The following is a 23,950-nucleotide window of genomic DNA, read 5'->3' as shown; positions in this document are numbered from 1 at the left end:
TCGCATAAATATCCACTATGGAATGCCGCGATCACATGAAGCGCAAAAATATTCTTTTCATCATGGCCGATCAAATGGCCGCGCCAATGTTGCCGTTCTACGGCCCTTCGCCCATCAAACTGCCGAATCTCAGCCGCCTCGCCGCCGAAGGCGTGGTGTTCGACGCCGCTTATTGCAATAGCCCGCTTTGCGCGCCGTCGCGTTTTACTCTGGTCAGTGGTCAGTTGCCGAGCAAGATCGGCGCCTACGACAACGCGGCCGATTTCCCCGCAGATGTTCCGACCTATGCCCATTACCTGCGGCGCCTCGGTTATCGCACCGCGCTGTCAGGCAAGATGCATTTCTGCGGCCCGGACCAGTTGCACGGCTATGAAGAACGCCTGACCAGCGACATCTACCCGGCCGACTACGGTTGGGCCGTGAACTGGGACGAGCCGGACGTGCGGCCGACCTGGTACCACAACATGTCGTCGGTCCTGCAAGCCGGGCCCTGCGTGCGCACCAATCAACTGGATTTCGACGAAGAGGTGGTGTTCAAGGCCCAGCAGTACCTGTTCGATCACATCCGCGAGGATGGCGATCAGCCGTTCTGCCTGACCGTGTCGATGACTCACCCACACGATCCGTACACGATTCCCAAAACATTCTGGGAGATGTACGACGACGCCGACATCCCTCTACCCGAAACACCCGCACAGGATGAACTCGACCCTCACTCCCAGCGCTTGCTCAAAGTCTATGACCTGTGGGACAAGCCGCTGCCTGTGGATAAGATTCGCGATGCGCGCCGGGCCTATTTCGGTGCGTGCAGCTATATCGACAGCAACGTCGGCAAACTTCTGCAAACACTCGAGGAAACCGGGCTGATCGGCGACACCATCATCGTATTCTCCGGTGACCACGGCGACATGCTCGGCGAGCGCGGCCTCTGGTACAAAATGCACTGGTACGAAATGGCTGCCCGGGTGCCGCTGCTGATCAGTGCACCGGGGCAATTCAGGGCCGGGCGGGTCAGCGCGGCGGTGTCCACCGCGGACCTGCTGCCGACCTTTGTGGAATTGGCCGGCGGCTCATTGGAGCCGGGGCTGCCGCTGGACGGTCGCTCGCTGGTTTCGCACCTGCAAGGGCAGGGCGGTCACGATGAAGTTTTCGGTGAGTACATGGCCGAAGGCACCATCAGCCCATTGATGATGATTCGCCGTGGCGCCTACAAATTCATCTACAGCGAAGACGACCCTTGCCTACTCTTCGACGTACATAACGACCCGCGTGAAAAAGAAGAACTCAGCCATTCGCCGCAATATCGGCAGCTTTTCGAGGATTTTCTCGCCGAAGCGCGGGCCAAATGGAATATCCCGGCAATCCACCAACAGGTGCTCGCCAGTCAGCGACGCCGGCGTTTCGTCGCCGACGCCCTGACCATCGGCAAGCTGAAGAGCTGGGATCACCAGCCACTGGTGGACGCCAGCCAGCAGTACATGCGCAACCACATCGACCTCGACGATCTGGAACGTAAAGCACGTTATCCACAACCCTGCCAAAACCAATAATGTTAAGGGGAAGTCCATGCAAAGGTTATCCACAGTACTGACGGTCGGGCTTCTGGCTCTGGGCAGTGCCTCGGCCTATGCCGAGCAAAGCTGCGAGACGGTGAAAATGGCCGACCCTGGCTGGAGCGACATCGCTGCAACCAATGCCATCACCGGGTTTCTGCTGGACGGCATGGGCTACAAAGCCAAGGTCGACACGCTGGCGGTGCCGATCACCTTTGGGGGTTTGAAGGATGGCCAGGTGGACGTATTCCTGGGTAACTGGATGCCGGCGCAGCAAGGCTTCTACGACAAGTTCGTGGCCAACGGCGACGTGACTCAACTGGCGAAAAACCTCGACGGCACCGAGTTCACGCTGGCGGTCCCGGATTACGTTTGGGACGCGGGTGTGCATAACTTTAACGACTTGAACAAGTACGCCGAGCTACACCCAAAAGAAGTCGACAAGAAGATCTATGGCATCGGCTCCGGCGCCCCGGCGAACATTTCGCTGCAAGAGATCATCAAGAAGAACGACTTCGACATGGGTCAGTGGAAGCTGGTCGAATCCAGCGAACAGGCGATGCTGGCCGAAGTGTCCCGCGCGGTGAAGAAACAGAAGTTCGTGACCTTCCTCGGCTGGACACCGCATCCGATGAACGTGCAGCTGAAAATGCATTATCTGAAGGGCGGCGAGAAATACTTTGGTGACACAGGCAGCGTTTATACACTGACCCGCAAAGGTTATGCACAGGCCTGCCCGAACGTCGGCAAGTTGCTCACCAACCTGAGTTTTACCCAGGAAATGGAGAACAGCATCATGGCCGAGGTGGTGAACAAGAAGGTCAGCAATGCCGAGGCGGCCAAGGCATGGATCAAGGCCAATCCGGTGGTGCTGGATAAGTGGCTGGACGGGGTGAAGACGGTGGACGGGAAGGATGCGTTGCCGGCCGTGAAAGCCAAGTTGTAAGGTTCTCTGTGGCGAGGGAGCTTGCTCCCGCTGGAGTGCGTAGCGCTCCCATTTCGGCAAACACGGTTTATCTGTTTCACCGAGTTGTCTGGATTTGCGGCTGCTGCGCAACCGAGCGGGAGCAAGCTCCCTCGCCACAATGATCTGCCCGCTGTAGGTCAATGCTTTACCCTGACGATTTACCCCTTGCCGAGAGGACCCATGGCCTTCCCCAGCCGCCATTCACTCTTTCCCTTCCTGACCTGGTTGCCCCGGCAAACCCGTGCCAGCGTCGGTCGTGACCTGATCGTCGGCCTGAGCGGTGCGATTCTCGCGTTGCCACAATCCATTGCCTACGCCCTGATCGCCGGTCTCCCACCGGAATACGGGTTGTACGCCGCCATCATCCCGGTACTGATCGCCTGCCTCTGGGGTTCATCGTGGCATTTGATCTGCGGTCCCACGGCGGCCATTTCCATCGTCCTGTACGCCAGCGTCAGTCCTCTGGCCGTCCCCGCATCGCAGGACTACGTCACATTGATCCTGCTTCTGACACTCCTTGCGGGCATTTTCCAGTGGCTGCTGGGTTTGCTGCGTTTCGGCGCCCTGGTGAATTTCGTCTCTCACTCGGTGGTGCTGGGCTTCACCCTTGGCGCAGCGGTGGTAATTGCAATTGGGCAACTGCCGAACTTGCTGGGGCTGGATGTGCCCAACCAGGCCACGGCGCTGAACAGCCTGGTGCTGCTGTTCAGTCATCTCAGTGAGGTGGACAAACCCTCGCTGGTACTGGGCCTGGCCACGGTGGTGATAGGCATCGTGCTAAAACTGCTGGTGCCGCGCTGGCCGACGCTGTTGATCGCTCTGGCCTTGAGCGGGTTGCTGGTATGGCTGTGGCCAGCGATGTTCGGTCATGTGCAGTTGGTCAGCGCCTTTGTCGGGCGACTGCCACCCTTCAGCCCGTTGCCGCTGGATCTGGACCTGGTGTTGCGCCTGCTGCCTAGCGCGGTGGCGGTCGGCATGCTCGGGCTGGTGACGAGCCTGTCGATTGCCCGCTCCTTGTCGGCGCGCTCGCAGCAGTTGCTCGACGCCAATCAAGAAGTCCGCGCCCAGGGTTTCTCGAACATAGTCGGTGCGTTTTTTTCCGGGTCGCTGTCAGCCGGTTCCTTCACCCGCTCGGCCCTGAGCTATGACGCCGGTGCCTGCTCACCGTTGGCGGGCGTTTTTTCAGCAGTATGGGTGGCGTTGTTCGCTATCTTCGGTGCGGTATTGATCGCCCACATTCCGATCCCGGCCATGGCCGGCAGTATTTTGTTGATCGCCTGGGGATTGGTCGACCATCGCGGCATTCGCGCCTTGTTGCGGGTCAGCCGTGCCGAGTTTCTGGTCATGGCGCTGACCTGTGTCGCGACGCTGTTGCTGGAGTTGCAAACGGCGATCTACGCCGGCGTGCTGGCCTCGCTGTTCTTCTACCTCAAACGCACCTCGCAACCACGGGTTCAGCATTGGCGTGAGGGCGACGAAGACATTCTGCGAGTCGGCGGTTCAATCTTTTTCGGCGCCAGCCATTACCTGCAAGTGCGCCTGCAACGGATGCACGGCGCGCGCGTAGTGATCGAGGCGCAGCAGATCAACTTCATCGACTATTCGGGCGTGGAAATGCTGCACCAGGAAGCGCGACGGCTGCTGCGCCAGGATCGCAGCCTGACCCTGCGGCGGGCACGGCCGCAGGTGGTGGAGGAATTGAGAAAGCTCGAAGGCGCGGAGAAATGCCCGATTCGGTTCGAAGATTGAAACACCGGCGTTGAGGCAACGGCATAACCTGTGGCGAGGGAGCTTGCTCCCGCTGGGTTGCGAAGCAGCCCTAAAATCTGCGGGCGCTTCGCACCCGAGCGGGAGCAAGCTCCCTCGCCACAAAAGCTAGAGCGCGAGCTGGCGGCGGAGTTCGGCCAGCACTGGCGCTGTGTCCGGGCGCACACCGCGCCACAGATAGAACGCTTCCGCCGCCTGCTCGGCCAACATGCCCAAGCCATCCATCGCCACCGCCGCGCCGTGCTCACTGGCCCAGCGGCAGAACGAGGTCGATTCCTTGCCGTACATCATGTCGTAGCACACCGTCTTGCCTGGCTCGATCAAGCTGCCGGCAATCGGCGGTACATCGCCTGACAAACTGGCGGACGTAGCGTTGATGATCAGGTCCACCGGTTCGCGCAACCAATCGAAACCACTGGCCGACACCGGCCCCAGGTCGGCGAACAACTCCGCCAGCAATTCGGCTTTTTCCACCGTGCGGTTGGCGATGATCACTGACGCCGGTTGCTCTGCCAGCAATGGCTCCAGCGCACCGCGCACCGCACCGCCGGCCCCGAGCAGCAGGATGCGTTTTCCCGCAAGGCTGAATCCGGCGTTGACCGTCAGGTCCCGCACCAGACCGGCGCCATCGGTGTTGTCACCCAGCAAACTGCCATCGGCCAGTTTGCTCAGGGTATTCACCGCGCCGGCTCGCTGCGCCCGCTTGGTCAAGCTGTTCGCCAAACGATAGGCATCTTCCTTGAACGGCACCGTCACATTCGCCCCGCGCCCTTCGCGGAAAAATGCCTGGGCACAGCCGGAAAAATCATCGAGGGGCGCCAGCAAAGTGCTGTAGTCCAGTTTTTGCCCCGTCTGCTCGGCGAACAAACGGTGGATCAGCGGCGACTTGCTGTGGCCAATCGGATTACCGAATACGACGTAACGATCCATCAGAACTCCTCGTTCAGGCCTTGGCCAACCAATCGCGGTCTTGCAGGAAGTACTCGGTCAGGCGCGCTTCTTCACTGCCCGGCTCGGCTTTCCAGTCGTAGGCCCAGCGTACTTGCGGTGGCAGAGACATCAGGATCGATTCTGTACGCCCGCCCGATTGCAGGCCGAACAGCGTGCCACGGTCGTAGACCAGGTTGAACTCAACGTAACGGCCACGGCGAAATTCCTGGAATTCACGCTGTTTGGCGGTGAACGCATCGTTTTTGCGACGTTGCACGATCGGTAGGTACGCGTCGATGAACGCATCGCCAATGGCACGCATGAAGGCGAAGCTGGTGTCGAAATCCCACTCGTTCAAGTCATCGAAAAACAGGCCACCGATGCCCCGTGGCTCGTGGCGATGCTTGATGTGGAAATAGCTGTCGCACCAGGCCTTGTAGCGTGGGTAGACGTCCGGGCCGAACGGCGCGCAGGCCTGTTCGGCGACGCGGTGCCAGTGCACGCAGTCTTCTTCATTGCCGTAATAAGGGGTCAGGTCAAAGCCGCCACCGAACCACCAGACCGGCTCTTCACCTTCTTTTTCGGCGATGAAAAAACGCACATTGGCGTGGGACGTCGGTACATGCGGGTTGTGCGGGTGAATCACCAAAGACACGCCCAAGGCTTCGAAGCCTCGGCCGGCCAGTTCTGGCCGATGAGCACTGGCGGAGGGTGGGAGACCGCTACCAAAGACGTGGGAAAAGTTGACGCCGCCCTTTTCGATGACCGCGCCGTTTTCGATCACCCGGGTGCGACCGCCACCACCGGCAGGGCGGGTCCAGGCGTCTTCGACGAAGTCCGCGCCGCCGTCTTCAGCTTCCAGGGCAGCGCAAATGCGGTCTTGCAGGTCGAGCAGGTAGGCTTTTACGGCCTCGGTGCGGGTCGTCATGTCATCACCTTGAATCGGGCAAAGCTACGCGGCGCTCCATCGGAGCGGGGGGCCGGCGCAAATGGGCCCGTAGCATAACATCGCAGGCGAGCGTGCCGCAGTTGACGAAGGTCAAGCTTGGGAGTTCGATAGGGCGCTTGACGCTACAACTCTAGAAGCCAAGACCTAAGGAGAGTGCAAATGGCAAAGCGTATCCAGTTTCGCGCCCATGGCGGCCCCGAAGTGCTCGAATACGTGGACTACCAACCCGCCGAGCCCGGCCCGCAACAGGTACGCGTGACCAACAAGGCCATCGGCTTGAACTTCATCGACACCTATTACCGCAGTGGCCTGTATGCGCCGCCAGCCCTGCCATCGGGCCTGGGCGCAGAGGGTGCGGGCGTAGTCGAAGCGGTCGGTAGCGAAGTCACCCGCTTCAAGGTTGGTGATCGCGTGGCCTACGGCAGCGGCCCGTTGGGCGCCTACAGCGATGTTCATGTATTGCCGCAAGACAACCTGGTGCACTTGCCGGACGCCATCAGCTTCGAACAGGCCGCCGGCGTGATGCTCAAGGGCCTGACCGTGCAGTATCTGCTGCGTCAAACGTATGAACTCAAGGGTGGCGAAACCATCCTGTTCCACGCAGCAGCCGGAGGCGTCGGTTCCCTGGCCTGCCAATGGGCCAAGGCCTTGGGTGTGAAGGTGATCGGCACGGTCAGCTCAGCGGAGAAAGCCGCCCTGGCGAAAGCCAATGGTGCCTGGGCGACCATCGATTACAGCCATGAAAACGTCGCACAACGGGTGCTGGAATTGACTGACGGTAAAAAAGTCCCGGTGGTGTACGACGGTGTAGGCAAAGATACCTGGCTGACGTCGCTCGACAGCGTCGCGCCTCGGGGGCTGGTGGTGAGTTTTGGCAATGCTTCAGGCGCAGTCGATGGCGTGAATCTGGGGATTCTCGCGGCGAAGGGCTCGCTGTACGTGACCCGGCCGACCCTGGCGACCTACGCCAACAACGCGCAAAACCTGCAACGCATGGCCGATGAGCTGTTCGAGATGATCATCAGCGGCAAGCTGAAGGTGGACATCAGTCAGCGCTATCCATTGGCTGAAGCGGCGAAAGCGCAGACCGAATTGTCAGCGCGGCGCACCACGGGCTCGACCGTTTTGTTGCCTTGAGGACGCCATCGCGGGCAAGCCCGCTCCCACAGGATTTCGGTCGTTCACATTATTCGTATACGACTCAGATCTGTGGGAGCGAGGCTTGCCCGCGATGAACGATGACGCGGTCTAATCCGGGCGCACCACGTGGCCGGTCGCCAGATCGCGAATCACGCTCGGATTCTTGCGCCCACCCAGATTGCCACCCAACACCCAATCAACCTGCCCACGGAAATACTGCTCCACGCGTATCCGCGTCCGCGCCGCCGGCCGCCCCTGAGGGTTAGCCGAGGTCGACACCAGCGGCCCGACCAGCGCACACAAATCCCGCACCAATGGGTGATCGCTAACCCGCAACGCTACCGTTTCATGCACACCGGTAATCCACTGGGGCAACAGATTCTGATGGGGCACCAGCCAAGTGTTGGGACCCGGCCAGGTGCTGGCCATGCGGTCCATCCACAATTCCGGGAAGTCTTCGAAGAGAAAATCGAACTGACGAATGTTGTCGGCCACCAGAATCAGGCCTTTATCCACAGACCGTCCCTTGATCAGCAGCAAACGATCCACCGCCTCTTCATCCCACGGGTCGCAACCCAAGCCCCAGACAGCTTCGGTTGGGTAGGCAATGACCGCCCCGGCGCGAATTTCTCGTGCGGCTTGTTGCACACGCCAACTGTTAACCATGAAAGACTCTCCGGAATAAGGCTCTGCGCAGTTTACCGATCTTCCATGTAAAACCTAGTTTACCCGCGCAAACCATCGACCGCTTTCGCAGACCGCACGGCCATCCATTTCCAGTTCAGTCAGCGCGGCCAGCACTTTCGACAACGCCCAGCCACTGGTGATCGCCAAGGCTTCGCTGGTATGGGGCGCCGCGTGGAGCAACAGGAGCAGCGGATGGGTCACCGTCGGCGCTTCTGTGGATAACGGCAGCCGTTGCCAGCCGCGCAAGGCTTCGAGGATATGCTCGATGGTCTCCACCAGCACCGCACCATCGCGGATCAACTGATGACAACCCTTTGCGCCGGGGTGGTGGATCGACCCAGGAATCGCATACACCTCACGCCCCTGTTCCGCCGCCAGCCTCGCAGTGATCAACGAACCGCTGGCAACGCTCGCCTCGACCACCAGTACCCCAAGGGACAAACCACTGATGATTCGATTGCGCCGGGGAAAATTGCTGGGGGAAGGGCCAGCGTCCAGCGGGAACTCTGAAAGTACCGCGCTTCCGGAAGCGATCATGGCGTCCGCCAGTCGACGATTGCGCTGTGGATAAAAATTTTCAAGCCCCGTGCCAAGCACACCGACCGTTTGTCCGCCAACGTCCAGAGCCGCCTGATGCGCGGCGGCATCGATGCCCAAGGCCAGACCGCTGTTAATGACAAAACCGGCACCGGCCAGACTGCGGGAAAACGCGGCAGCAGTGTCCATGCCCGGTCGCGAAGCGCGACGACTGCCAACCATCGCCAATTGCGGTTTTTCCAGAATGCCAGGATCGCCTGCAACGAATATCAGCGGCGGCGCATCACTGATTTGCGCCAGCAGCGCAGGGTAGTCTGGTTGGTCCCACATCAGTAAATGCTGGCCCGGACGCGCTAACCAGGCCAATGCGTGACTGGCGCCATCACGGATTTCACTGGAGCGCCGAGCTTCTGCGCAGGCGAGGGGCAGGCCCAGTGCACGCCACGCGCTGGCCGGTGCGCTGATGGCTTTGGAGGCAGAACCAAAGGCCTCAAGCAACTTCTTGAAACGTGCCGGACCCAGTTCCGGCAAACGGTGCAGGCGTAAACGGGCTTCCAGTTCCGCAGGGGAAACCGGCATACAGGCAGACAGCGACATGGATCATCCTTGATCGTTATAAAGTCCCATCGAATCGGGAATAAGCTGTGGATAACTCTGTTGGTAACTTGTGGAGCAGGCTTAAGGATTTCGCACCTTGTCCATCACCGCCAAAGAACGCGATGCGTTAAGGACCAGTCCGTAGCTGAGCTTGTCGTAGGTGCGGAAAACCATCAGCAGACCCGCCCGCTCATCGGGGATTTTCAATGGTTGACCGGTAATCCGGTCACGCACGGTTTCACCGGTTTTCATTACCGCCAGCACATTGCCTTCGGCCAGGCCGTCGCGTTGTCCTTTGTTCAGGGTGACGACGTCCAACGCACCAATCTGGGTAACCCCGCGTGGCACATCGATGATCAAGCCGTCGATTTCGGTTGTTGGCGCACTGGGCATGAAGGTCGAATTGATCGAGCGTTCTTCGCCGCTGAACAGCCGGTCGCCAAGTCGCACTTCCTGGGTGGTACGTTGCAAGGCCAGGGTAGCGACATCGCCTTCAGTGGCAATGATCTCGCCACCGCCGATGTCGTCGGCGTTGATCCCCAGAAACTCCTTGCTCTGCGGGTCGGTGTAGACCTTGCCCTGGCGGAAGATGCCGTACACCGGTTGTGCCGGGTCGAAATGGCCGCGCGCGAATATTCGATCACCGGTGCCGCTGAGCACCCGTTCGGCATCGCCGGCAACGATGTACGGCGCCTTGTCGAAATCCTCGGCCTTGTCGACGATGCGATTGCTCAGCAGAAAGCTGTTGATCGATTTCAGCGGAATACTCGGGATGGCGTCGGCCATCGGCGAACTGCGAATGCGTGGCGAAAGCTTGATGGTGCCCCGGGAAGCGCCGCGATTGAGGGTCAGGCGTGGCTGACCGTTGACGTAGACCAGCGACAGCGTATCGCCGGGGTAGATGAGATTGGGGTTTTCGATCTGTGGATTGGCCTGCCAAAGCTGCGGCCACTGCCACGGCTCACGCAGGTATTTGCCGGAAATGTCCCAGAGTGTGTCCCCTGCCACCACGGTGTATTGCTGTGGGAAACCTTCCCTGAGTTGCACTTGCCCATGCGCAAAACCGGCCGAGGCCAGAAGGAGCAAGGCGAGTAGTGATTTCCTCATGCGGTGAATCCCTTTATTATGTACGTTCGCGTGAAACGTCAGAGCCCTCGTGGCTCGCTTCCAGCTCATTATTGAAAAGCCGGAAGCTACGTTCACAACGGTAGCCTGCATCCTCGGACTCGCCAGGCCATCGACCCGACTTTACCTCACACGTGCAGCAATTGAGCTTATGGCCATTTTAGACATCCTCGAATTCCCCGATTCGCGCCTGCGCACTATCGCCAAACCAGTGGCCGTAGTGGACGACGAAGTGCGTCAGTTGGTCGATGACATGTTTGAAACAATGTATGAAGCGCCAGGCATCGGCCTCGCCGCGACCCAGGTCAACGTGCACAAACGTATCGTCGTGATGGACCTCTCCGAAGACCGCAGCGAACCACGGGTGTTCATCAACCCCGAGTTCGAAACCCTGACCGACGAGATGGGCCAGTACCAGGAAGGCTGCCTTTCGGTGCCGGGCTTCTACGAAAACGTCGATCGCCCGCAAAAGGTCAAGATCAAGGCCCTGGACCGCGACGGTCAACCGTATGAATTGATCGCCGAAGACCTGCTCGCCGTGTGCATCCAGCATGAATGCGACCACCTCAACGGCAAATTGTTCGTCGATTACCTGTCCACGCTCAAACGCGACCGGATCAAGAAGAAACTGGAAAAGCTCCATCGCCAGAACGCTTGATGCCCTTCTTTCAAAGGCTTGCCGCGGCAAGCCTTTTTCTTTTCAAGATGCTTTGCAATTGAGAGCTTCCATGACTGAGCCACTGCGCATTGTCTTTGCCGGCACCCCTGAATTCGCCGCCGAACACCTCAAGGCCCTGCTCGACAGCCCTTATGAGATCGTTGCGGTCTACACCCAACCGGACCGTCCGGCAGGCCGTGGGCAGAAGCTGATGCCGAGCCCGGTCAAGCAGTTGGCGTTGGAAAACAACATCCCGGTGTTGCAGCCGCCAACTCTGCGCAACGAAGACGCTCAAGCGGAGCTGGCCGCGCTGAAGCCAGATTTGATGGTGGTGGTCGCCTACGGCCTGATCCTGCCGCAAGTGGTGCTGGATATTCCGCGCCTGGGTTGCATCAACAGCCACGCCTCCTTGCTGCCACGCTGGCGCGGTGCGGCGCCGATCCAGCGCGCCGTTGAAGCGGGCGACAACGAAAGCGGCGTGACCGTGATGCGCATGGAAGCCGGCCTGGACACCGGGCCGATGCTGCTCAAGGTGACCACGCCGATCAGCGCCGAAGACACCGGCGGCAGCCTCCATGATCGCCTCGCAGAAATGGGCCCGCCGGCCGTGATTCAGGCGATTGCCGGCCTGGCTGCGGGCACTCTGGAAGGCGAAGCGCAGGACGACAGCCTCGCCACTTATGCTCACAAATTGAACAAGGACGAAGCGCGCATCGACTGGAACCGTCCGGCGGTTGAGCTGGAGCGTCTGGTTCGCGCCTTCAATCCATGGCCGATCTGCCACAGCACGCTGAACGGCGAAGCGCTGAAAGTGCTGGCCGCAAGCCAGGCTGAAGGGAAGGGCGCCCCGGGTGAAATCCTCGGCGCCAGCAAGGACGGCTTGATCGTCGCCTGCAGTGAACAGGCGCTGTGCCTGACCCGTCTGCAATTGCCTGGCGGCAAGGCGCTGAACTTCAGCGACTTGTTCAACAGCCGTCGTGAGAAATTCGCCGTCGGCACCGTCCTCGGTCAAACGGCAGACGCTCAATGAATCCACGTCTGGCTGCCGCCAAGGCACTTGCTGCTGTTCTTAACGGAAAAGCCTCACTCAACAGTTCTCTGCCGACACAAATGGACAAGGTTGAAGACCGCGATCGCGGTTTCACCCAGGACCTGGCGTTCGGCACGGCTCGCTGGCAGCCGCGCTTGTCGGCGCTGGCGGCCAAATTGCTGCAAAAGCCATTCAAGGCAGCGGATGCCGATGTCGAGGCGCTGTTGCTGGTGGGGCTTTATCAACTGCTCTATACCCGCGTCCCGGCTCACGCCGCCATCGGCGAAACCGTCGGTTGCGCCGACAAACTGAAAAAACCGTGGGCCAAAGCCTTGCTCAACGCCGTGCTGCGCCGCGCCCAACGGGAAAGCGAGGCGCTGCTGGCAGAGCTGGAACACGACCCGGTGGTGCGCACCGCCCACCCGCGCTGGCTACAAAAATCCCTGAAGGCTTTCTGGCCGCAGCAGTGGGAAGCCATTTGCGCGGCGAACAACGCGCACCCGCCGATGATTCTGCGGGTCAACCGTCGCCATCACACTCGCGATGCTTACCTCGGCTTGTTGACTGAAGCGGGTATCGCTGCCGCGCCGTGCGTTTACAGTCGCGACGGCATCATCCTCGACACCGCCGCCGACGTGCGCAGCTTGCCGGGGTTCGCTGAAGGCTGGATCAGCGTGCAGGACGAAGCCGCGCAACTGGCCGCCGATCTGCTGGACCTGGCGCCGGGCCAACGGGTGCTGGACGCCTGCTGCGCACCGGGCGGCAAAACCTGCCACATCCTTGAGGCCGAGCCCAAACTGGCCGGCGTGGTGGCCGTGGATCTGGAAGCCAAGCGTCTGGTGCGGGTGCGGGAAAACCTCGCGCGCCTGGGCCTGAGCGCCGAACTGATCGCCGCCGACGGTCGCGACACCGCGACGTGGTGGGATGGCAAACCATTCCAGCGCATTCTGCTGGACGCGCCATGCTCGGCCACCGGGGTGATCCGCCGTCACCCAGACATCAAACTGACCCGCCAACCCGACGACATTGCCGCACTGGCGGTGCTTCAGGGTGAGCTGCTCGACGCCATGTGGATAACTCTGGAAGTGGGCGGCATTCTGCTTTACGCCACCTGCTCCACGCTGCCGACCGAAAACACCGAAGTCATCGAAGCGTTCCTCGCCCGCACGCCGGGCGCCCGTGAACTGGACCTCGCCACAGCGGCAGGCATCAAACAGCCCCATGGCCGCCAATTGCTGGCCCAGGAAGGCGGCCACGACGGGTTCTACTACGCCAAGTTGATCAAGATTGCCGCCGCGCGCGGTTAACCGGATTTAAGGGAGTGACCGGATGAAAATCATCATCCTCGGCGCAGGGCAGGTCGGCGGTTCGCTGGCGGAACACTTGGCCAGCGAGGCCAACGACATCACCGTGGTCGACACCGACGGCGAACGCCTGCGCGACCTCGGCGATCGGCTGGACATCCGTACCGTACAGGGCCGTGGGTCGCTGCCGACCGTACTGCGTCAGGCCGGTGCCGACGACGCCGACATGTTGGTGGCCGTGACCAACAGTGACGAAACCAACATGGTCGCCTGTCAGGTCGCCCATACCCTGTTCCATACACCGACCAAGATCGCCCGGGTCCGCGAAGCCGCGTACCTGACCCGCGCCGAACTGTTCGATAACGAAGCGATTCCGGTCGACGTGCTGATCAGTCCGGAGCAAGTCGTCACCAACTACATCAAACGCCTGATCCAGCATCCGGGTGCGTTGCAGGTGATCGACTTCGCCGAAGGCAAGGCGCAACTGGTGGCGGTCAAGGCCTACTACGGCGGGCCATTGGTAGGTCAGCAACTGCGGCAGTTGCGCGAACACATGCCGAATGTCGAAACCCGTGTCGCGGCGATTTTCCGTCGTGACCGGCCGATCCTGCCCCAGGGCGATACGGTGATCGAAGCCGACGACGAAGTGTTTTTCATCGCCGCCAAAGCGAACATTCGCGCAGTGATGAGCGAAATGCGCCGCCTCGATGAAAGCTACAAACGCATCGTCATTGCCGGTGGCGGGCAGATCGGCGAACGCTTGGCCGAGGCCATCGAAAGCCGTTATCAGGTGAAGATCATCGAGATGAACCCGGCCCGCTGCCGTTACCTCTCCGATAACCTCGACAGCACTGTGGTGTTACAGGGCAGTGCCTCGGACCGGGACCTGCTGCTGGAAGAAAACATCGCCGACGCCGATATTTTCCTTGCCCTGACCAACGATGACGAAGCCAACATCATGTCGTCGCTGCTGGCCAAGCGCCTGGGCGCGAAGAAAGTGATGACGATCATCAATAACCCGGCCTATGTCGACCTGATTCAGGGTGGCGACATCGACATCGCCATCAGTCCGCAACTGGCGACCATCGGCACCTTGCTGGCCCACGTGCGCCGCGGCGATATCGTCAGCGTTCACTCATTGCGCAGGGGCGCAGCGGAAGCCATCGAGGCGATTGCCCACGGCGATGCGAAGTCAAGCAAGGTGATCGGCAAGGCCATCGAAAACATCGGCCTGCCGCCGGGCACCACCATCGGCGCGATCATCCGCGACGAAGAGGTGATCATCGCCCACGACGACACGGTGATCGAAGCAGGCGATCATGTGATTCTGTTCCTTGTGGATAAGAAGCATATTCGGGATGTGGAAAAGCTGTTCCATGTGGGGTTGAGCTTTTTCTGATCCGGCATTTGCAGTGGCTGGACGGGCCTCTTCGCGGGCAAGCCCGCTCCCACAGTGTTTTGCAGCGAACACATATTTTGTGTACGACCGAGACTCCTGTGGGAGCGGGCTTGCCCGCGAAAGCAATCTCAATAACAAACAGGCATCCCTGAATAACCTCAATAAGGAATCCACCGTGATCGAATCCCTGGAAAAAATGCTCGCCAAGGGTGTGGATAACTCATTGCTGCGCTTCGGCCTGGGCAAGGGTTATCTGGATCTTGGGGAAAACGCCAAGGCTGCAGAACATTTCCAGCGCTGCATCGAGTTCGATCCGAAGTATTCGGCGGCCTGGAAACTGCTGGGCAAGGCCCATCTGGCGCTGGCGGATTACGCGGCGGCGCGTCAGGCCTGGGAACAGGGCCTGGAAGCCGCCCGTGCCCATGGCGACAAGCAGGCGGAGAAGGAAATGACGGTGTTTCTGAAAAAGCTCGAGCGTCAGGCGCACTGATCAGAGGTAACGCAGGCCAATGCCTTCGGCATCCACCAGCACCACTTCCATGCGCACTTGTGGCGCGCCTATGGGTAAATCCTGCACCTGACCATAAACCACCGTGCCTTTGGGCAATACAGCCAAGGCCGGATGCTTGACGTAGACGCCTGTGGTCGACAGGTTGCGGGTCTGGCCCAGGCACTCACCGATGCTTTCGTGACTGATCTTGATGCGAAACGATTGGCGCTGTTCGGACATCTGGTGCGTCCTTGAATGAACGTGTTGTGGATAACTGAAAGCAAGATCAAAAGATCGCAGCCATCGGCAGCTCCTACGGTTATCCACAGATCGTGCCAGCATCAGTACCAGCGAGCCTCACCGGGCGGACGTTTCTTGAAACGCTTCATACTCCACATGTACTGGCTCGGATAGGCCCGCACGTAACGCTCCACCACCTGGCTCATGGCCGCGCAGGATGTCTCGGTATCGGTGCTGTACATGGCCTCGGGCGCGGCTTCGAGGATCACTTTGTAACCCGAACCGTCCGGCAGCCGCAGGGCATGCAGGAACACGCCGACCGCTTTGCCGCCGGCCAGCATGTTCGGTACGAATTTGCTGGTCAGGGCCTGGGTGGCGAAGAACGGCACGAAGATCCCGGCGGATTCGGCCGGTTCCGGGTCGGCCGGAATGCCCACTGCACCACCTTTGCGCACTTCCTTGATGACACTGAGGATGCCTTCCTTGGTGGAAGCGGCCACCCGATTGCCCAATTGCACCCGCTGTTTGCGCAGTAACTCATCCACCGCCTTGAGCTTGGGCGGACGGTAGAAAATGATCGGTTTGCACTGGTTGCAATAGAAGTGGTTCAACACTTCCCAGTTGCCCAGGTGGCTGGTGATGCCGACCACGCCTTTGCCGGAGGCGAGGGCGTCCTTGAGCACATCGAGACCTTCGACTTCACGCACCAGATCAATGGAACGCTGAGCGGGCCAGATCCATGCACAGGCGCTTTCGGTGAGGGACTTGCCGATGTCTTTCAGGCTCTGGCCCACCAGACGCTCGCGTTCGGCCGGGTCCATCTGCGGAAAGCACTTGGCGAGGTTGATCCGTACCACGTCGCGGGAACGGTTGGGGGTTTTCCACATGATCCAGCCAATTGCCGAACCCACTGCCTGCACTGCCCGCCACGGCAGCAGGGCAAACAGCCGCAGAGCGCCTACCAGCAAGGCGCCTTTCAACTTATCCACAGGTCACTCCTGATCTTGTGCTGTGCGCGAGGCGGCTATTCTAACCGTCGTTCGCCAAGGTGGCGTAGCGATCGCAATCCCGGGTGTGGTCCATGACCATGCCCGAGGCCTGCATCAACGCGTAACAAATGGTCGGGCCGACGAACGTGAAGCCGGCTTTTTTCAGGCCTTTGCTCATCTCGACGGCGACCGGTGTCACCGCCGGTACTTCACTGCGATCCTTGAAATGATTGATCACCGGCGTGCCGCCGACAAACGACCAGAAAAACGCCACCGGGTCCTCCAGCGCCAGCCAGGCCTGGGCATTACGCCGGGCCGCATCGAGTTTGAGGCGATTGCGGATGATCCCCGGATCGAGCATCAATTCATCGATTTCCGCATCGCTCATCTGTGCCACACGCTGTACGTCGAAGCCGAACAGCACCTCGCGATAACGCTCTCGTTTGCGCAACACGGTGATCCAGGAAAGCCCGGCCTGGAACCCTTCGAGCAAAAGCAACTCGAACAATCCCTGCGCATCGCGTAGCGGCGTGCCCCACTCCTGATCGTGATAAGCCATGTACAGCGGATCTTCGGTACACCAAAAGCAGCGTGGCATAAGGCTCCAGGGGGCGTGCGCAGCAATGAATCGGGTATACTCCCGCTCTTTAAATCGCAGCCCAAGAAACAGGTGAATTTCGTGAGCCAGCCTACGCCAGCCGTGCGTACCTTCCAAGACTTGATCCTCGCCCTCCAGCAATACTGGGCCGAGCAAGGTTGTGTGGTACTTCAGCCCTACGATATGGAAGTAGGCGCCGGCACTTTCCACACTGCCACGTTCCTGCGCGCCATCGGCCCGGAAACCTGGAACGCCGCTTATGTGCAGCCCAGTCGTCGCCCGACTGACGGCCGCTACGGCGAAAACCCGAACCGTCTGCAGCACTATTATCAGTTCCAGGTAGTCTTGAAGCCGAACCCGGACAACTTCCAGGAACTGTACCTGGGCTCCCTCAAGCACGTCGGTCTGGACCCGTTGGTCCACGACATCCGTTTCGTCGAAGACAACTGGGAGTCGCCAACGCTGGGCGCCTGGGGTCTGGGCTGGGAAGTCTGGCTCAATGGCATGGAAGTGACGCAATTCACTTACTTCCAGCAAGCGGGCGGCATCGAGTGCTACCCGGTGACCGGCGAGATCACTTACGGTCTGGAGCGTCTGGCCATGTACCTGCAAGGCGTGGACTCGGTCTACGACCTGGTCTGGGCTGACGGTCCGTTCGGCAAGGTGACCTACGGCGACGTGTTCCACCAGAACGAAGTGGAGCAGTCGACCTACAACTTCGAACACGCCAACGTCGAGAAGCTGTTCGAGTTGTTCGACTTCTACGAAAGCGAAGCCAAGCGCCTGATCGAACTCGACCAGCCGCTGCCGTTGCCGAGCTATGAAATGGTGTTGAAGGCGTCCCACACCTTCAACCTGCTGGATGCGCGCCGGGCGATCTCGGTGACTGCGCGTCAGCAATACATTCTGCGTGTACGCACCCTGGCGCGTTCCGTTGCGCAAGCCTACTTGCTGGCTCGCGCCAAGCTGGGCTTCCCGATGGCGACCCCGGACCTGCGTGATGAAGTACTGGCCAAGCTGGAGGCTGCACAATGAGTGCTCAAGATTTCCTGGTTGAACTGGGCACCGAAGAACTGCCACCCAAAGCCCTGAACACCCTGGCCGAAGCGTTTATGGCCGGTATCGACAAAGGCCTGCAAGCCGCTGGCCTGAACTACGAAACCAAAACCGTCTACGCCGCGCCACGTCGTCTGGCCGTGCTGATCACCGCGCTGGCGACCCAGCAGCCGGATCGCAGCATCAACCTCGACGGCCCACCGCGTCAGGCAGCGTTCGATGCCGAAGGCAACCCGACTCAAGCGGCCCTGGGCTTCGCCAAGAAGTGCGGCGTCGAGCTGAGCGAAATCGATCAGAGCGGCCCGAAGCTGCGCTACAGCCAAAGCATCGCCGGCAAGCCGACCGCGAGCCTGCTGCCGACCATCGTCGAAGATTCCCTGAACGACCTGCCGATCCCCAAGCGTATGCGCTGGGGTGCTCGCAAGGAAGAATTCGTTCGCCCGACCCAATGGCTGGTGATGCTGCTCGGTGACCATGTCATCGACTGCACGATCCTCGCCCAAAAGGCCGGCCGCGATTCCCGTGGTCACCGCTTCCACCACCCGGAAAGCGTGCGCATCACCTCGCCGGCCAACTACCTGAGCGATCTGCGTTCTGCCTATGTACTGGCCGACGCCAACGAGCGCCGCGAACTGATCAGCAAGCGCACCGAAGAACTGGCGACAATGCAGGAAGGTACGGCGATCGTTCCTCCAGCCTTGCTCGACGAAGTGACCGCGCTGGTTGAATGGCCGGTGCCGCTGGTGTGCTCGTTCGAAGAGCGTTTCCTCGACGTGCCGCAAGAAGCCCTGATCACCACCATGCAGGACAACCAGAAGTACTTCTGCCTGCTGGATGCCGACGGCAAGTTGCTGCCTCGTTTCATCACCGTGGCCAACATCGAAAGCAAGGATCCGCAGCAGATCATCGCCGGTAACGAGAAAGTGGTTCGCCCACGCCTGACCGACGCCGAGTTCTTCTTCAAGCAAGACCAGAAGCAAAAACTCGAAGACTTCAACCTGCGTCTGCAGAACGTGGTGTTCCAGGAAAAACTCGGCAGCGTCTACGACAAGGCCGAACGCGTTTCCAAACTCGCTGCGTTCATCGCTCAACGCATTGGCGGCAACGCTGCCTGGGCTTCCCGTGCAGGCCTTCTGTCCAAGTGCGACCTGGCGACCGAGATGGTTGGTGAGTTCCCGGAGATGCAAGGTGTCGCCGGTTACTACTACGCCCTCAACGACGGCGAGCCTGAAGAAGTCGCCTTGGCGCTGAACGAGCAGTACATGCCGCGCGGTGCCGGCGCTGAACTGCCGACCACCCTGACCGGTGCGGCAGTTGCTATTGCCGACAAGCTCGACACGCTGGTGGGCATTTTCGGTATCGGCATGCTGCCGACCGGTAGCAAAGACCCGTATGCCCTGCGCCGTGCTGCGTTGGGTGTACTGCGGATCCTGATCGACAAGAAGCTCGACCTCGATCTGAACGACGCCGTGGCGTTTGCCGTGAATGCGTTCGGTACCAAGATCAAGGCCGCCGGCCTGAATGAGTCGGTGCTGGAGTTCATCTTCGATCGTCTGCGTGCCCGTTACGAAGACGAAGGCGTTGACGTCGGGACTTACCTGTCGGTCCGTGCCCTGAAGCCGGGTTCGGCACTGGACTTCGATCAGCGCGTACAAGCTGTGGAAGCCTTCCGCAAACTGCCGGAAGCTGCAGCCCTGGCCGCCGTGAACAAACGCGTTTCGAACTTGCTGAGCAAGATCGAAGGCAGCGTTCCGTCGGTCGTTGAAGCCAAGTACTTCGACAACGCCAACGAGTTCTCGCTGTATTCGGCGATCCAGCAGGCTGACCAGGCTGTGCAGCCAATGGCGGCGGCCCGTCAGTACAGCGAATCGCTGGCACGTCTGGCCGCCTTGCGCGAGCCGGTGGATGCGTTCTTCGAAGCCGTGATGGTCAACGCTGAAGACGCCAAGGTGCGAGCCAACCGCTATGCGCTGCTGGCGCGTCTGCGTGGGTTGTTCCTGGGCGTCGCTGACATTTCGCTGCTGGGCTAAGGGGCTGCTGTTGAAACTGCTGATTCTCGATCGGGACGGAGTGATCAATTACGACTCCGACGCGTACATCAAGTCGGTGGAGGAGTGGATTCCGCTCCCCGGTTCGATCGAAGCCATCGCGCAGTTGAGCAAGGCTGGCTGGACGGTAGCGGTCGCTACCAACCAGTCGGGCATCGCTCGCGGCTATTACGACATCGCCACCCTGAATGCCATGCACGCTCGCTTGCGCGAGTTAGTAGCGGAGCAGGGCGGCGAAGTCGGGCTGATCGTCTATTGCCCGCACGGGCCAGACGATGGCTGCGATTGCCGCAAGCCAAAACCCGGGATGTTGAAAACCATCGCCGCGCATTACAACGTTTCGCTGACGAATCTATGGTTCGTCGGCGATACTCTCGGTGACCTGGAAGCCGCCAGAGCCGTCGACTCTCAGCCAGTTTTGGTAAAGACCGGGAAAGGCGAAAAGACCCTGGGCAAGACCCTACCCGCGGGCACCTTGATTTTTGACGATCTGGCGGCGATTGCCGCAGAACTTATCCACAACTAAGGCTCTTCTGACATCCTGGCCAAGGACTGATCGGGAGTGCGCTTGAATAGGCGGGCAATGCCCGCAACGGTAAATGTCGCCATGTCGATACTGCAGGCCATCAGATCTTTCCTCTTTTACCTGCTGCTGGGCACCAGCTCTTTGCTCTGGTGCAGCCTGAGCTTTTTTATCGCACCGTTTCTGCCGTTCAAGGCGCGCTATCGCTTTATCAACGTGTATTGGTGCCGCTGCGCCTTGTGGCTGAGCAAAGTCTTTCTGGGTATTCGCTACGAAGTTAAAGGTGCCGAGAACGTTCCTGACAGGCCCTGCGTGATTCAGTCGAACCACCAGAGCACTTGGGAGACGTTCTTTCTCTCGGCCTATTTCTCGCCTCTGAGCCAGGTGCTCAAGCGCGAACTGCTCTACGTTCCGTTCTTCGGCTGGGCCATGGCCATGCTGCGGCCGATCGCCATCGACCGTGGCAACCCAAAAGCGGCGCTCAAGCATGTGGCGAAGAAGGGCGATGAGCTGCTCAAGGACAATGTCTGGGTACTGATCTTCCCGGAAGGGACTCGTGTTCCCTACGGCACCATCGGCAAGTTCTCCCGTGGTGGCACCGCGTTGGCGGTCAATGCGTCATTACCCGTGCTGCCGATTGCGCACAATGCCGGCAAGTTCTGGCCGAAAACCGGTTGGGCCAAACAGCAAGGCGTGATCACCGTGATCATCGGCGCGCCGATGTACGCCGAGGGCAGCGGGCCACGAGCCATTGCCGACCTGAATGACCGGGTGCAGGCCTGGAACGAACAGATGCAGCGCGAGATGGGCTCGCTGCCAGCAGCCCCGGCGGCACCCAATGCCACCGATCAAGTGACTGTCTGAGATTCTGTGGATAACCTGTGTACCGTTTTGTTGAAAAACGTCTTTTTTAGTTTTTAAGCTTATGATTTACATACATATTTCTTAAGTAAATAAAACGTCGAAAAAGGTGCATAAGTTTATTTCGGACTAAAAAAAACCGGCTGATATAGCCGGTTTTTTTATGCCCGTTGAAAGCATCTGGCTCACTCGCTCAATAGCGGTAACTGGACACTGAACGTAGTGCCTTGCCCCACTACGCTATGACAGAAAATACGCCCGCCGTGACGATCCACCACAGCCTTGACCATGGACAAACCCAGCCCCAGGCCATCACTGCCGTGAGCCGAGGTAAAACGCCGATACTGACTGAACAACTCGGGAAGTTCTTCGACGGCAATCCCTCGGCCCTGATCGGCGATCTCGCACATCAACCAGCCCTCGGCACAACTCACCCGCACGGAAATCCGCGAACCCGCCGGACTGTACTTGATAGCGTTTTCCAGGAGGTTGAACAGGGCCCGTGTCAGTAGCGACTGATCGGCCAGAACCAGCGCTTCAGCGTCTTCGTCGAGGTCATGTTGCAATTGAATGTTCTTCAGATGAGCGATGCTCGACGCCTGGTCGAAGGTGTCGAGCAGCAACATCGCGAACATGCTCGGCTGAAACTGGTAAGCCTCGGACTCAGCCTTTGCCAACTGCACAAAAGCTTCGGTGAGGTTCAGCGCCTTGCGCACCTGTAACTCGATCTGGCTGAACACTTGCGTGTCGCCGGACACCTGATGCCGCTGAACGTCGAGCAAGGCCAGAATCGCCGAGTGGGGGGCCCTAAGGTCATGGGATAAAAAGCGCAGCAACACGGCACGCTGCTCCTCGGCATCTCGCTCGATGCTCAGGTCAGTAAGGCTCAGTAACCAGCCAATCACAGAGTCGCCTTCGGCCGGCAGCAGCGGTTCCAGGTCCAGACGCAGGCTGCGTGCCTGGGTGTCACGAAACTCCAGCGGCTCCAGGGTCGACAACGCAGGAGGCGTTCCGGCGGACGGCACCGGGTAACCCAGGTCGCTCAGTTGCTTGAGCATGTCCTCACCCACCAGGCCACGGCAAAACACCTCTCGAGCCTTACGGTTGGCCAGTAGAATGCGCCCGTTCGGATCGCTGATCAGCGTCGCCACCGGCAGGTATTCAAGGCCATCGGAAATGAAACGTCGGGTATCGCGGGTTCGGCTCATGGCCTGCTCCAACGCGACGATTTGCCCTTGCAGCACATCGCCGGCCGGAGCCTGGGTGCGGCGACGTTCGGGAAAGACTTTCGGCTCGCTATCCAGGCGCGCCAGTTCCCAGCCGAAATAGGCGAGCACCGCGTTCAACCTTCGCCAATTCCAGATCAGGTAACCCAGCAACATACCCAGCAGGCTCGCAGCCGGCGACCACCACCAGCCAAGGCGCAACAACAAGCTCGAACCCAGCAGAGCGGCCGCCATTGCCCCCAGGGTCAGCCACAGGGCACGACGCGGACGCACCAGCAGCAGGCCCAGCAACTCACCGACAATCACCACTGATAGCAACGCCGCCTGGCGCTGATCGAGAACCACGATGTTGCGCTGTTGCAACAGCCCGTTGAGGATGTTCGCCTGAATCTCGATGCCCGGTGTGGTGCCAATCCTGACCGATTGCGGCGTCACATAACGGTCCCCCAGGCCAGGCGCGGTCGACCCGATCAGGATCAAGCGATCACGCAGCAACTCAGGCGGGACTTCGCCGCGCAATACGCTGACGTAGGGCACGCTGGGAAAGCCCGCGTCGGAATGGATGAAAGGAATCCTTATTTCGTGGGCTCGCTGCCAGCCTTGCACCGATGGCGGGGCAGGGGTATCGGGCATCGGGATATTTCCCTTGTCGGCAAGCGTCTCTTCGTACAGCAGCCAGGCCAGTTGCGGGCGTGCTTTTTGCGCCGGTCCTTCGCTTAAATACACGCTGCGCACGATCCCGTCGGTATCCGCTTCGGCATTGATGTGGCCGACGCCTTTGACGCAATGGCTCAGCGAAGCCACCGGTTCAATTTCCCCCGAAGGCTGCCCATAACGCGCGACACCTTCGCGCAACAGCGGCACGAAGACATTTCCGGCCCGGCAGGCCGCCTGGGCCAGAAGCTGATCGTTGCCGGGATGGCTATCGGGCTCGCTGAAGATCACATCGAACAGAACACCTTTGACGTGCGCGGCGCTGAGCCGATCAAGCAACTGCGCATGCATGGCCCGCGACCACGGCCATTGGCCAAGCTGCTGCAAGCTGTAGTCGTCGATCGTGACGATGAGTATTCGCGGGTCGACCGGCAGCGGGCTCAGCCGGCGCAGATTGTCGTACAGCAAATTGCTCAAGATCAGGCCCTGAGTCATGGATAGCATCGCCGTCAGAGGCAGCAGGATCAGACTGACCCACAGCCACTCGCGGACCATTCGCCGAAACAGCCGCTGAGCCTGGGTCGGCTCGCGATCGTCCTTCCTTGGCCGACCCTTCATCGCT

22 protein-coding genes are annotated in these 23,950 nt (G+C 60.2%); 13 read left to right on the top strand and 9 right to left on the bottom strand.

The window, feature by feature from the left end:
* The first annotated feature begins 35 nt into the window (after positions 1-35).
* From betC to LOY38_RS00225, 3 genes are all read left to right on the top strand, one after another.
* The gene (gene betC, locus LOY38_RS00235; RefSeq protein WP_258698361.1) at positions 36-1,550 is read left to right on the top strand and encodes a choline-sulfatase; all 1,515 of its coding nucleotides are present in this window, start codon (positions 36-38) and stop codon (positions 1,548-1,550) included.
* 16 nt (positions 1,551-1,566) lie between these two features.
* Positions 1,567-2,499, top strand: a complete 933-nt coding sequence (gene choX, locus LOY38_RS00230; protein ID WP_258698360.1) for a choline ABC transporter substrate-binding protein — start codon at positions 1,567-1,569, stop codon at positions 2,497-2,499.
* A 201-nt stretch (positions 2,500-2,700) separates the two neighbouring features.
* The gene (locus LOY38_RS00225) at positions 2,701-4,269 is read left to right on the top strand and encodes a SulP family inorganic anion transporter (protein ID WP_201061061.1); all 1,569 of its coding nucleotides are present in this window, start codon (positions 2,701-2,703) and stop codon (positions 4,267-4,269) included.
* 126 nt (positions 4,270-4,395) lie between these two features.
* Here the strand turns inward: LOY38_RS00225 and aroE are convergent, their stop codons facing one another.
* Positions 4,396-5,217: a shikimate dehydrogenase gene (gene aroE / locus LOY38_RS00220; RefSeq protein WP_258698359.1), complete on the bottom strand. Its 822-nt coding sequence runs from the start codon at positions 5,215-5,217 to the stop codon at positions 4,396-4,398.
* 13 nt (positions 5,218-5,230) lie between these two features.
* Positions 5,231-6,145, bottom strand: coding sequence for an oxygen-dependent coproporphyrinogen oxidase (gene hemF, locus LOY38_RS00215; RefSeq protein ID WP_258698358.1), 915 nt, complete (start codon positions 6,143-6,145; stop codon positions 5,231-5,233).
* Positions 6,146-6,325: 180 nt separating this feature from the next.
* Here hemF and LOY38_RS00210 point away from each other — a divergent pair, with 180 nt between their 5' ends.
* Positions 6,326-7,303, top strand: coding sequence for an NADPH:quinone reductase (locus tag LOY38_RS00210; protein WP_258698357.1), 978 nt, complete (start codon positions 6,326-6,328; stop codon positions 7,301-7,303).
* Positions 7,304-7,414: 111 nt separating this feature from the next.
* Here LOY38_RS00210 and LOY38_RS00205 read toward each other — a convergent pair whose 3' ends face one another.
* From LOY38_RS00205 to LOY38_RS00195, 3 genes are all read right to left on the bottom strand, one after another.
* Entirely contained in the window at positions 7,415-7,972 is a 558-nt protein-coding gene (locus LOY38_RS00205; protein WP_223489481.1) for an L-threonylcarbamoyladenylate synthase, read from the bottom strand.
* A gap of 54 nt (positions 7,973-8,026) precedes the next feature.
* On the bottom strand, positions 8,027-9,127 hold the full coding sequence (gene dprA, locus LOY38_RS00200) for a DNA-processing protein DprA (RefSeq protein ID WP_258698356.1): 1,101 nt from the start codon (positions 9,125-9,127) through the stop codon (positions 8,027-8,029).
* 81 nt (positions 9,128-9,208) lie between these two features.
* The gene (locus tag LOY38_RS00195) at positions 9,209-10,234 is read right to left on the bottom strand and encodes a LysM peptidoglycan-binding domain-containing protein (protein ID WP_258698355.1); all 1,026 of its coding nucleotides are present in this window, start codon (positions 10,232-10,234) and stop codon (positions 9,209-9,211) included.
* A 169-nt stretch (positions 10,235-10,403) separates the two neighbouring features.
* On the opposite strand from LOY38_RS00195, the gene def reads away from it, so the two are divergent.
* The 5 genes from def (at position 10,404) to LOY38_RS00170 (ending at position 15,133) form a co-directional block, all read left to right on the top strand.
* On the top strand, positions 10,404-10,910 hold the full coding sequence (gene def, locus LOY38_RS00190) for a peptide deformylase (RefSeq protein ID WP_258698354.1): 507 nt from the start codon (positions 10,404-10,406) through the stop codon (positions 10,908-10,910).
* A 70-nt stretch (positions 10,911-10,980) separates the two neighbouring features.
* A complete protein-coding gene (gene fmt / locus LOY38_RS00185; protein WP_258698353.1) occupies positions 10,981-11,940 on the top strand; it encodes a methionyl-tRNA formyltransferase in 960 nt (319 codons plus the stop codon).
* The gene (gene rsmB / locus LOY38_RS00180; RefSeq protein ID WP_258698352.1) at positions 11,937-13,247 is read left to right on the top strand and encodes a 16S rRNA (cytosine(967)-C(5))-methyltransferase RsmB; all 1,311 of its coding nucleotides are present in this window, start codon (positions 11,937-11,939) and stop codon (positions 13,245-13,247) included. Before fmt ends, rsmB begins: the two co-directional genes overlap by 4 nt.
* A gap of 22 nt (positions 13,248-13,269) precedes the next feature.
* Entirely contained in the window at positions 13,270-14,643 is a 1,374-nt protein-coding gene (gene trkA, locus LOY38_RS00175; RefSeq protein WP_258698351.1) for a Trk system potassium transporter TrkA, read from the top strand.
* 196 nt (positions 14,644-14,839) lie between these two features.
* A complete protein-coding gene (locus LOY38_RS00170; RefSeq protein ID WP_258700826.1) occupies positions 14,840-15,133 on the top strand; it encodes a tetratricopeptide repeat protein in 294 nt (97 codons plus the stop codon).
* Here LOY38_RS00170 and LOY38_RS00165 read toward each other — a convergent pair whose 3' ends face one another.
* The 3 genes from LOY38_RS00165 to tag form a co-directional block, all read right to left on the bottom strand.
* On the bottom strand, positions 15,134-15,373 hold the full coding sequence (locus LOY38_RS00165) for a PilZ domain-containing protein (protein WP_258698350.1): 240 nt from the start codon (positions 15,371-15,373) through the stop codon (positions 15,134-15,136).
* Between the two features lie 101 nt (positions 15,374-15,474).
* A complete protein-coding gene (locus tag LOY38_RS00160; RefSeq protein ID WP_258698349.1) occupies positions 15,475-16,362 on the bottom strand; it encodes a lysophospholipid acyltransferase in 888 nt (295 codons plus the stop codon).
* A 40-nt stretch (positions 16,363-16,402) separates the two neighbouring features.
* Positions 16,403-16,960, bottom strand: a complete 558-nt coding sequence (gene tag / locus LOY38_RS00155) for a DNA-3-methyladenine glycosylase I (RefSeq protein WP_258698348.1) — start codon at positions 16,958-16,960, stop codon at positions 16,403-16,405.
* Positions 16,961-17,041: 81 nt separating this feature from the next.
* Here tag and glyQ point away from each other — a divergent pair, with 81 nt between their 5' ends.
* The 4 genes from glyQ to LOY38_RS00135 all read left to right on the top strand — a co-directional run bounded on the left by glyQ (position 17,042) and on the right by LOY38_RS00135 (position 21,451).
* A complete protein-coding gene (glyQ, locus tag LOY38_RS00150) occupies positions 17,042-17,995 on the top strand; it encodes a glycine--tRNA ligase subunit alpha (protein ID WP_003213601.1) in 954 nt (317 codons plus the stop codon).
* A complete protein-coding gene (gene glyS, locus LOY38_RS00145; protein ID WP_258698347.1) occupies positions 17,992-20,046 on the top strand; it encodes a glycine--tRNA ligase subunit beta in 2,055 nt (684 codons plus the stop codon). The genes glyQ and glyS overlap by 4 nt, the downstream gene beginning before the upstream one ends.
* Positions 20,047-20,050: 4 nt before the next feature.
* Positions 20,051-20,590 (top strand): D-glycero-beta-D-manno-heptose 1,7-bisphosphate 7-phosphatase, encoded by a 540-nt coding sequence (gene gmhB / locus LOY38_RS00140; protein ID WP_258700825.1) that lies wholly within the window; start codon positions 20,051-20,053, stop codon positions 20,588-20,590.
* Between the two features lie 81 nt (positions 20,591-20,671).
* Positions 20,672-21,451 carry a 1-acyl-sn-glycerol-3-phosphate acyltransferase gene (locus LOY38_RS00135; RefSeq protein WP_258698346.1) on the top strand — a complete coding sequence of 260 codons (780 nt, stop codon included), beginning with the start codon at positions 20,672-20,674 and terminating at the stop codon, positions 21,449-21,451.
* Between the two features lie 182 nt (positions 21,452-21,633).
* Here the strand turns inward: LOY38_RS00135 and LOY38_RS00130 are convergent, their stop codons facing one another.
* Positions 21,634-23,946, bottom strand: a complete 2,313-nt coding sequence (locus tag LOY38_RS00130) for a CHASE2 domain-containing protein (protein WP_258698345.1) — start codon at positions 23,944-23,946, stop codon at positions 21,634-21,636.
* Positions 23,947-23,950 lie beyond the last annotated feature (4 nt).

The sequence above is a fragment of the Pseudomonas sp. B21-015 genome (assembly GCF_024749285.1).
Taxonomy (GTDB): domain Bacteria; phylum Pseudomonadota; class Gammaproteobacteria; order Pseudomonadales; family Pseudomonadaceae; genus Aquipseudomonas.
Note: the sequence above shows the minus strand (reverse complement) of the source record. Positions and strands in the feature narration are given on the sequence as shown.